This is a genomic window from Halorussus litoreus (assembly GCF_003382685.1).
Classification (GTDB): Archaea; Halobacteriota; Halobacteria; order Halobacteriales; family Haladaptataceae; genus Halorussus; species Halorussus litoreus.
In genome coordinates this window covers 92,255-101,745 of the sequence record NZ_KZ859511.1, presented here as the reverse complement: position 1 = coordinate 101,745, position 9,491 = coordinate 92,255, and the positions used below count along the sequence as shown (strand labels likewise).

The following is a 9,491-nucleotide window of genomic DNA, read 5'->3' as shown; positions in this document are numbered from 1 at the left end:
CAGCGTAAGAACGGTAGGACATAACTTAGGAACTACCTATCCACCGACCCGAGCACGATGTCCAGACTCCCGAGCGCCGCGACCAGGTCCGGCACGTACTCGCCCTCCGCCATCGCCTCCAGCGAGTGAAGGTTGTTGAAACACGGGCTCCGGATCTTGAACCGGGCGGGCTGGGAGGTGCCGTCGGCCCGGATGTACACGCCCATCTCCCCTTTGGCGGCCTCGACCGCCCGGTAGATCTCGGTGTCGTCCTCGGGCTTGAGCGTCCGGGGCACGTTGCTCTGAATCGTCCGCTCGTCTTCCGGCCAGTCCTCCAGCAGGTCGAGACACTGCTGGATGATCTTCGCGGACTCCTCGACCTCGCGCAGGCGGACCATCAGGCGCGAGAAGTTGTCACCGTACGGTTCGGTGACCACGTTCCAGTCGAGTTGCTCGTAGTAGCCGTACGGGTCGTCCCGGCGCAGGTCCATGTCGACGCCCGACCCGCGCGCGACCGGGCCGGTGCAGCCGTACGCCTTCGCCTGCTCCTCGGAGATGATGCCCGTGTCGACCGTCCGCATCTGGAAGAGTTCGTTGTCGGTCAGCAGGTCGTGGTACTCCGCGACGTGGCGCGGGATCTGGTCGAGGAACTCCCGGATCTTGTCGAACCAGTCCTCGCGGGGTTCCGGAACGTCCCACACCACCCCGCCGAGCCGGAAGTAGTTGAACATCATGCGCTGGCCCGTCAGATCTTCGAGGATGTTCTGGACGATCTCCCGGTCGCGGATGGAGTACATGAACGTCGCCGTGAAGTCGCCGTAGACGTCGAGCGCGAACGTCCCCACCGCGAGCATGTGGCCCATGATGCGGCCGAACTCCACCGACATCGTCCGGAGGATCTGGGCGTACTCCGGCACGTCGATGTCGTTCAGGTCCTCCGCGGCACGGGCGTACGCCCACTCGTTCGGGAGGTTCGCGGTGTAGTCCCACCGGTCGGGGTACGGCATGATCTGGTAACGGTAGTTCTTCGTCTGGCACATCTGCTCTTCGCAGCGGTGGAGGTAGCCGATGTCGGGCTCGACGTCGGAGACCTGTTCGCCGCTGAGCACCGTCTTGAGATGGAGCACGCCGTGGGTCGCGGGGTGATGGGGCCCGATGTTGAGGAACATCGTGTCCGACCCGGAGTCCGAGTCGGCGTCCTCCCCCGACTGGGACTCGGTCTCGCGCTGGGTCTCGGTGAGCGGATTGACGTGTTCCTTCAGCGCGACCACCTGGGGCTTGTCCTGATCGTAATCGCGGGCCAGCGGGTGGCCCTGCCACGTCTCGGGCAGCAGGATGCGCCGCAGGTCCGGGTGGCCCTCGTACGCGATGCCGACGAGGTCGTACGCCTCGCGCTCGTGCCACTCCGCGGTTTTGTACACCGGCGCGGCGCTCTCGTTCCGGGGGTCGTCCCTGCCGGACGGGACAACCACGCTGACCTCCTGTGACGGGTCGTCGTACTTCTTGAGGTGGTAGATGCTCTCGTAGCGGTCCTCGTACTCCTGTGCGGTAAGCAGCGAGAGGTGGTCGAACCCGGCTTCGCGCTTGAGCCTTCCGAGCACCTCCTGTACGTCGCCGGGCCGTATCACGAACCCCTCGGCGTTGAGATGGCTCTCCCGTCGGATGACGCGGTCGCCGAGCAGGTCCTCCAGCGCGTCGTAGTCGACGACGCCGGGTTGCTCGACGGTTTCGACGCCGGGGTCGCTCTCAGAGGCGTCGCTCATCGGCTATCACCGACCTTCCCTGCCGACGGCCACCAGCCCTGGTCGGTTTCGTTTCTCCGCGGGCTCCCCATTCCCATAGTGGTTCGAATGAGCGTCGAACGACAAAAGGGCTAACGGCTGCTCGGGTCGGCACCGTCGGCGAAAGAAAGCGAGTTCGGACGGCTCAGTACGAAGTCGGCCGACTCCAGTACGAAGTCGGCCGACTCCAGTACGAAGTCGAGCGACTCAGTATCGGCGCTCGGACTGGTGGCCTTGGCCCTGCGACGTCTGACTTCCCCGGCCCCGCTCCTCGTCGCTCTGGCGACCCTGTTGCTGGTCCTCGCCGCGCATCATCGTCTGCTGGAGTGGACTGAACCCGCTCTCGGAGCTTCCGCCGTACTGGTTCTGGCCCTGCTCGCGGTGGCCGTGCTCTCCGCGGCCCTGCTGACTGCGTCCGCCGCGTTGGCTGGACTGCTCGTGCTGGCCCCGTTGGCCGTGCTGGCTGGACCGACCCTGCTGGCCGTGCTGACTCTGTTGGCCGTGCTGGTCGGACTGGCCACCCTGCTCGTGACCGGTGTACTGGCCGCCGCGGCCGCCGTGCTGGCTCAGGCTGTGGACGCCGCTCTCACCGTGGGACTGTTGGCTGCGGCCCTGATTCTGGCCGACGTCGTGGCGCTGGCTCGACTGGTGACCCGACTGGCCCTGCTGGCCGCCCCGGCTGCCTTCTTGCGAGCCGAACCGGCGGCTTCTACCGCGGCTCTGCTGGTCGCGTTGGCTCTGCTGTCTGCCGCCGTGCTGGCTCTGCTGGCCGTGTCGTCCCTGCTGTCCATGTTGGCTCTGCTGGCCCTGCTGGCCACGTGTCAGATGTCGGCCCTGCTCCTGAATGTCGCGGCTGCCCATCTGGTCTCGCCCAGTCTGGTGCTGTCCCGTCTGCTCGTGGCCGCCGGTCTGCTGGGAGCCCTGCCGACCCTGTTGACCGTGCTGACTCTGTCGGCCGCCCCGGCGCTGTTGGCCGTATCGACTCTGCTGGCCGTGCTGACTGCCTCCGCGCTGGGTCTGCTGGCCGTGCTGGCTCTGCCGACCGCGCTGTTCTCCCCTTCGTCGATCGCGGCCGCCTGAGGAGTATCGGCCCTGCGACTCCGCGTCGCTCTGCTGGCCGCGTTCCTGTCGATTCGTCCCCCAATCGCTGCGATTTTCTCGTGCCATAATTAAATCCCCCGTGGAGTTTCAGCACGGGACTGTCCTTATGCGTATCGGGCGGATTCTGACAATCAATTTGCCGACGTGAGCCGGAGAACGCTGGCGCAGGTGGGCACGCTTAAGGCGAGCCGTCCATACCTCTCGAACATGCAACCACGGGACCTCTCCGGACACGCCGTGTATCAGGCCGGACGGGGCGTCGAGGAGGTCGCTCGGGAACTCGGACTCGACCCAGACGACCTCGTCAAGCTCGCGTCGAACGAGAACCCATTCGGCCCGAGCCCCGTCGCGGTCGAGGCCATCCGGGAGGCCGCCGGGTCGGCGAACTCCTACCCGAAGGCCTCCCACGCCGACCTCGCCGAGAAGCTGGCCGACCGCTGGGACGTCGCGTCCGAGCAGGTGTGGCTGGCCAACGGCGGGGACGGCGTGCTCGACTATCTCTCGCGGGCGATGCTCGCGCCCGACGACCGGGTGCTCGTGCCCGACCCCGGCTTCGCCTACTACGGCATGAGCGCCCGGTACCACCACGGCGACGTCCGCGAGTACACCGTCTCGAAGGCCGACGACTTCGCGCTCACCGCCGACGCGGTGCTCGACGACTACGACGGCGAGCGGGTGGTGTACCTCACGAGCCCGCACAACCCCACCGGCGGTCGGTTCGACCTCGACGCGGTCGAGACCATCGCCACCGAGACCGACGAGCAGACCCTCGTCGTGGTCGACGAGGCGTACGGCGAGTTCGCCGACGCGCCGAGCGCGGTGGACCTCCTCGACGAGCGCGACGACGTGGCGGTGGTCCGGACGTTCTCGAAGGTGTACGGGCTGGCGGGCGTGCGCCTCGGCTACGGCGTCGTCCCCGCGGAGTGGGCCGACGCCTACGCCCGGGTCAACACCCCGTTCGCCGCGAGCGAGATCGCCTGCCGGGCCGGGCTCGCCGCGCTGGACGACGACGAGCACGCCGAAAAGACGGTCGAGACCGCCGCGTGGGCGCGAGAGTACATCTCGAAACACCTCGAAGCGCGAACGTGGGAGAGCCACGCCAACTTCGTGCTCGTGGAGGTCGGCGACGCTAGCGCGGTCGCCGAGGAACTCCAGCACCGGGGCGTCATCGTCCGGGACTGCACGAGCTTCGGCCTCCCGGAATGCGTCCGAGTCACCTGCGGAACCGAGGCCGAGACCGAGCGAGCCGTCTCCGAACTCGCCGAAGTGCTCGCGGACCGCGAGGAGGAGCGAACCGACCACGAGGAGGAGGTGTCGGGATGAGGGTCGCGGTCACCGGGACGCCCGGTACGGGCAAGACCAGCGCGGTCGAGGCGCTGGAGACCGAGTCGGCGTCCGCGGAGTTCGACCTCGACGTTGTCCACCTCAACGAGCTCATCCGCGAGGAGGGCCTGTGGGACGAGCGCGACGAGGACCGCGACAGCCTCGTGGCCGATCTCGACGCCGTGGCTGAGCGACTCGCGGACCGCGAGGACCTGCTCGTAGAGTCGCACCTCGCTCACCACCTCGACGTGGACAAGGTGGTCGTTCTGCGGTGTCATCCCGAGGAACTGGAGCGACGGCTCACCGAGCGCGGCGAGTCCGATGCGAAGGCTGAGGAGAACGCCGAGAGCGAGGCCCTCGACGTCATCCTCTCGGAGGCGGTGAGCGAGCACGGCGTCGAGAACGTGTACGAGCTCGAGACGACCGAGCGCGACCCCGACGCGGTCGCCGACGAGATACGGTCCGTCCTCGCGGGCGAGCGCGACCCGAGCGCTGGGGAGGTGGACTACCTCGACTACCTATGACGCTCGATCAGTTCCGCTCGGTCGCCGACCGCGTGCTCGGCCCGTTCGTCTCGCTGTCGACCAGACTCGGGCTGACCCCCGACACGGTGAGCGTGGTCGCCTTCGTGCTGGCTGGCGGCGCGGGCGCGGCGTTCTACCTCGGCGGGAGCGACCCGGTCTGGTACCTCGTGGCGGCCCTGCTTGTGTTCCTCAACGGCTGGCTCGACCTGCTCGACGGCGCGCTGGCCCGGGAGCTCGGCACCGACTCGAAGGCCGGCGACCTGCTCGACCACGTGCTCGACCGGTACGCGGACATCGTCATCATCGTCGGGCTGGCCGCGGGCGTCGGCCGATTCGCACTCGGGCTGGCCGCCGTTACCGGCGTGCTAATGACCTCTTACCTCGGGACGCAGGCCCAAGCAGTCGACCTCGACCGGGTGTACGGCGGACTGCTCGGCCGGGCCGACAGGCTCGCGCTGATGGGCGCGACGGGCGTGCTCGCGGCGTTCGTCTCCGCCGAGGTGGCCGGGCTGTCGCCGGTCGGCTGGCTGCTCGTCGTCTTCGCGGTCGTGGGCCATCTCACGGCGCTCCAGCGGTTCTACTACGCGTGGCTGGAGTTGTCGTAGGTCGATTCAGTTAACTTTTTAAACCTTCTTGCAGTTGAAAACAATTGTGCGGCTGCATGAGTGACGAGCGACCAGGAGAACTCGGAATCAACGTCGACTTAGACGACATTCTGCCGGCGAACAGCCACATAACCATGGAGGAGTTCCTCGAGACCGCCGAAGAGGTCGACTCGCTGTTCGAGCTGACCCGCGAGACGCGGCTCTCCCGCGAGAAATGCCGCCGCATCCTGAAGTACTTCGAGCGCGACGACGAGGTGAAACAGGGCTTCGGATTCCTCAGGGACAGCGAGTCCGACGACGAAGACGACGACCTGCGGTAGCCCGTGATCGTCGCGGTTGCGAACGGGCCGTCTCACGACTCCGGCGGGGACCACCAGCGGCGTGGAATTTAAGAGTGGTCGAGAACTACCTGCGGGTATGGTTCAGTGTGAGATGTGCGGTGCAGAGACGGGGGCCCCGAAGACCGTCAAGGTCGAGGGGGCCGAGTTGGAGGTCTGTGACAACTGCTCGGACTTCGGTACCGAGGTCAAGACCCAGGAGACGAGTTCCACGTCCACCAAGTACTCGACCTCGTCGTCGGGGAGTTCCTCGTCGTCGTCCTCTTCGGGCGGGTCGTCGAGTTCCTCCCAGACCCGGCGCTCGGACATGTTCGACGACATGGACGAGCTCGCGCAGGACTACGACGAGCGCATCCGGAGCGCCCGGGAGAGCGCCGGCTTGAGTCAGGAGGACCTCGCCGGCGACCTGAACGAGAAGGCCAGCCTCATCCGCAAGTTAGAGCGGGGCGACGTGCTCCCGAGCGACGAGGTCCAGACGAAGCTCGAGCGCAAGTTCGACTTCTCGCTGACCGCCGGTAGCTCGGCCGACGAGGACGAGGAGTGGAGCGGCGGCAGTTCCACCGGCGAGTACACCCTCGGCGACGTGGTCAAGCGCAAGGACTGACGGTTGCGACCGGCGGTGCGGTGGTTCGCGAAACGGCCCTCCGCGTGAATCCTCGAAACGCGTTCGCGAGGCCGGCGCACGCGTGCGCCGGCCTCGCGAACGCAGAGTCCCGGACTTCTTCGAATGCTGCTCGGTCGACCCGAACAGCGATTGTCGCGGTTGCTCGACAGTAATTACCCCACCGCCGAGAACCAATCTACATAGTGGTACGTGGGGATCGATACTCACACTGACGGAAACGACGGCAACGGACACGTCAGTCGAGTATATATAACGTGAACGAAGGGTTTATGCCGGGTCTCCCGGATGCACAACCTGTTGCAATGAGAGATACAAAACTCACTCGGCGGAAGCTCCTCGCGGGCTCGGCAACGGCGGTCGGTGCAAGTGCTGCAGGTTGTATCGGCGACCTCACCGGCGGTTCGGGCGACGATGGCGGCGACGGCGAAGAGTACGACGTCGGCTACGGCGAGTTCGAGACCACGGTCAACTCCTCGACGTTCCCGACCGAGGAGAAGCTGTACATCTACTGCGTCCAGTCCGGGTGGATGAACTGGCCGTCGGTGATGGAGGCGTTCGACGAGAACTACGGCGTCCAGCTCAACGACGACGATCGCTCGTCTGGCGAGGCGCTTCAGGACGCCCGCTCGGTCGCCCAGAACCCGACCCACTCCGGGTTCAACGGCGGCTACACCTACAACATCCAGGCCCAGAAGGACGGCCTGACCCAAGCGTACAAGCCGGCCAACTGGGACAAGGTGCCCGACGACGCCAAGACCGAGGACGGTCACGTCACCGGGACCCGAAAGGTGACCACGGCGCTCACCTACCGCAAGGACATCTACGAGGAGCGGGGCCTCGACGAGCCCGAGACGTGGGAGGATCTGCTCCACCCCGACATCATGCAGGACCTCGCGCTCCAGACCCCGCAGGCCGCGGTCGGCCTCGCGGCGGCGCTGTCGGTCAACAACGCCCGGGGCGGCTCGCTCGACGACGTGCAGCCGGTCATCGACTACTACAACGAGATCCAGGAGGGTGGCGCGGAGTACACCGACAACTTCCTCGCGCAGTTCACCCGGGGCGAGTACGCCTCGTTCGTCCGGTACGACTACTCCGGGCTCGACCTGAAGTACAACAACGACGACGTGCCCGAAGAGAACGTCGGCGTCGCGCTGCTCGGCGGCGAGAACGGCAACAAAGGCGCGTTCAACGCACTGTACGGTTACGCCCTGCTCGCGGATGCGCCCAACCCCGAGGCAGCCAAGCTGTTCATGGACTACGTGCTCTCCATCGAGGGCCAGCAGCACTTCCTCGACGCGTACGCCCGGCCGATCCGGGCCTCGGAGATGGACATGCCCGACGAGTTCCCCGACCAGAGCCGGTACGACGAGACCGAGTTCACGGTCGACCAGCAGGAACTCATCGACAAGCAGGAGGACATCATTCAGGAGATCACCCGGGGCGCTGGGCTGTAAACGATGGGCGCAGACGCAGACGTCGCGGGGCGGGGAGTCCTCGCGCGAATCGGTGGGACGCTGTCGTCGCTGGTCTTCCCGGTGTCGGAGCGACAGCGCGAGCGGCGTCGAATCGTCGTCCTCTGTCTGCCTTTTCTCGCGCTGTTGGCGTTCTCGGGCGTCTTCCCGCTGACAGAGATGTTCCGCATCAGCTTCTCGGAGGCGCGGCTGACCACCGAGGGGTTCACGCTGGAGTACTACCGACAGCTCGTGGTCGATCCGTACTACCGGACCATCGCCGTCAACACGCTCTGGTTCGCGGCCGCGACGACCGTGGCGTCTATCGCGGTCGCCGTGCCGGTCGCCCACTCGCTGGAGAAGTACGACCTGCCCGGGAAGTCGGTGATGCTCACCGTGCTGTCGTTCCCGAACAGCCTGCCGGGCATCGTGGCAGCGTTCATGATCATCGTGCTGTTCGGTAACACCGGCATCATCACCAACTTCATCGCGGCGCTGTCCGGGCAATCGCCCATCGACCTCGCGATAGCGACCAGCGTCCTCGGGCTGTTCTTCGCGTACCTCTACTCGATGATTCCGCGGGCGCTACTCCTGCTTCGGGGGACGTACGCCGAGGTCAACACGGACGCCGAGGAGGCCGCGCGTAGCCTCGGCGCATCGCCGCTGAAGACGTTCTGGTACGTGACGCTGCCCCAGATCAAGCCCGGGCTCATCGGCGCGTTCGTGCTCGTGTTCCGGACCGCGCTCGCCATCTTCGGCACCATCCTCATCCTGAAGAGCCTGCTCGTATGGACCCTCCAGATCGACCGCGAGATCGCCCAAGGGTTCAACATCGCGCAGGCGTCGGCGATGGCAACGGTGTGGTTCGTGTTCGTGTTCGCCTTCACGCTGCTCGCGCTCAAGTACACCAGCGCGGAGGTGAGCATCTGATGGGCTCGCGCTTCGAGTCCGGCAGCCTCTCGGCGCGCTACGGCCGCCAGTTCGTGACGCTCGTGCTGGCAGCCACGCTCGTCTTCCTCGCGCTCCCGGTCGTCCTGACGTTCGTGAGTTCGTTCGCGGGCGAGTGGGTCGGCGCGCTCCCGAGCGGCTTCGTGACCCTGGAGAACTGGAACGACGTGATCGTCGGCACCGGCGTCGGCGCGGACGCGTCGGTGGGCTCGTCGCTGGCGTACAGCGCGGGCCTCGCGCTCGCGGGCGTGCTCATCAACCTGATCGTCGGCGTGCCCATCGCGTACGCCGTGGCGCGCTACGAGTTCTGGGGTCGCGACTGGGTCAACGTGTTCGCCATCCTGCCGCTCGCGCCCGGCATCATCCTCGGCATCGCGTTCCTCCGGACGTACCCGGACCTCTCGACCTCTGGCATCGCGCTGGTCATCGGCTACTCGCTGCTGAAAGCGCCGTACATGGTGATGGCGGTCCAGTCGAGCTTCCAGTCGATGGACCTCCAGCAGATCGAGGAGAGCGCGCGGTCGCTCGGCGCGTCGTGGCCACGCACGTTCCTCACGGTCATCGTGCCGAACGCGAAGGCCGGGATCATCGCGGGCTCGATCATCTCGTGGACGCTGGCCGCGGCGGAGTTCAACTTCTCGTACATCGTCTACTCGCGGGGGACGCCGCCGCTGTCGATCTTTTTGTTCAACAACATCACGAACGCGTCGTTCCTGAACGCCGCAGCGGCCGTGTCGGTGTTCTTCCTACTCATCGCGCTCGTGACCATCTCGCTCCAGATCGTCGGCAACCGCGGTGCGGTCAGGAGGCTGTAAG

The 9,491-nt window shown here is 66.5% G+C and carries 10 protein-coding genes; 8 read left to right on the top strand and 2 right to left on the bottom strand.

Annotated features, from left to right (window positions below; all coding sequences use genetic code 11):
- Positions 1 to 32: 32 nt before the first annotated feature.
- The gene (locus DPQ64_RS05720; protein ID WP_115863401.1) at positions 33 to 1,742 is read right to left on the bottom strand and encodes an NADH-quinone oxidoreductase subunit D; all 1,710 of its coding nucleotides are present in this window, start codon (positions 1,740 to 1,742) and stop codon (positions 33 to 35) included.
- Between the two features lie 225 nt (positions 1,743 to 1,967).
- Positions 1,968 to 2,927: a hypothetical protein gene (locus tag DPQ64_RS18620; protein WP_157971603.1), complete on the bottom strand. Its 960-nt coding sequence runs from the start codon at positions 2,925 to 2,927 to the stop codon at positions 1,968 to 1,970.
- 141 nt (positions 2,928 to 3,068) lie between these two features.
- Between DPQ64_RS18620 and hisC the strand changes: the two genes are divergently transcribed.
- The 8 genes from hisC to DPQ64_RS05675 all read left to right on the top strand — a co-directional run bounded on the left by hisC (position 3,069) and on the right by DPQ64_RS05675 (position 9,490).
- Positions 3,069 to 4,184: a histidinol-phosphate transaminase gene (gene hisC / locus DPQ64_RS05710; RefSeq protein ID WP_115863399.1), complete on the top strand. Its 1,116-nt coding sequence runs from the start codon at positions 3,069 to 3,071 to the stop codon at positions 4,182 to 4,184.
- On the top strand, positions 4,181 to 4,708 hold the full coding sequence (locus DPQ64_RS05705) for an adenylate kinase family protein (RefSeq protein ID WP_115863398.1): 528 nt from the start codon (positions 4,181 to 4,183) through the stop codon (positions 4,706 to 4,708). Before hisC ends, DPQ64_RS05705 begins: the two co-directional genes overlap by 4 nt.
- Complete coding sequence (locus tag DPQ64_RS05700) at positions 4,705 to 5,313, top strand: CDP-alcohol phosphatidyltransferase family protein (protein WP_115863397.1); 609 nt, start codon at positions 4,705 to 4,707, stop codon at positions 5,311 to 5,313. The genes DPQ64_RS05705 and DPQ64_RS05700 overlap by 4 nt, the downstream gene beginning before the upstream one ends.
- Positions 5,314 to 5,369: 56 nt before the next feature.
- Complete coding sequence (locus DPQ64_RS05695; RefSeq protein ID WP_115863396.1) at positions 5,370 to 5,633, top strand: hypothetical protein; 264 nt, start codon at positions 5,370 to 5,372, stop codon at positions 5,631 to 5,633.
- A 97-nt stretch (positions 5,634 to 5,730) separates the two neighbouring features.
- Complete coding sequence (locus tag DPQ64_RS05690) at positions 5,731 to 6,255, top strand: multiprotein bridging factor aMBF1 (protein ID WP_115863395.1); 525 nt, start codon at positions 5,731 to 5,733, stop codon at positions 6,253 to 6,255.
- A gap of 323 nt (positions 6,256 to 6,578) precedes the next feature.
- Positions 6,579 to 7,730: an extracellular solute-binding protein gene (locus DPQ64_RS05685; protein WP_115863394.1), complete on the top strand. Its 1,152-nt coding sequence runs from the start codon at positions 6,579 to 6,581 to the stop codon at positions 7,728 to 7,730.
- Positions 7,731 to 7,733: 3 nt separating this feature from the next.
- Positions 7,734 to 8,657, top strand: coding sequence for an ABC transporter permease (locus DPQ64_RS05680; protein ID WP_115863393.1), 924 nt, complete (start codon positions 7,734 to 7,736; stop codon positions 8,655 to 8,657).
- Positions 8,657 to 9,490 carry an ABC transporter permease gene (locus DPQ64_RS05675; RefSeq protein ID WP_115863392.1) on the top strand — a complete coding sequence of 278 codons (834 nt, stop codon included), beginning with the start codon at positions 8,657 to 8,659 and terminating at the stop codon, positions 9,488 to 9,490. Before DPQ64_RS05680 ends, DPQ64_RS05675 begins: the two co-directional genes overlap by 1 nt.
- Position 9,491 lies beyond the last annotated feature (1 nt).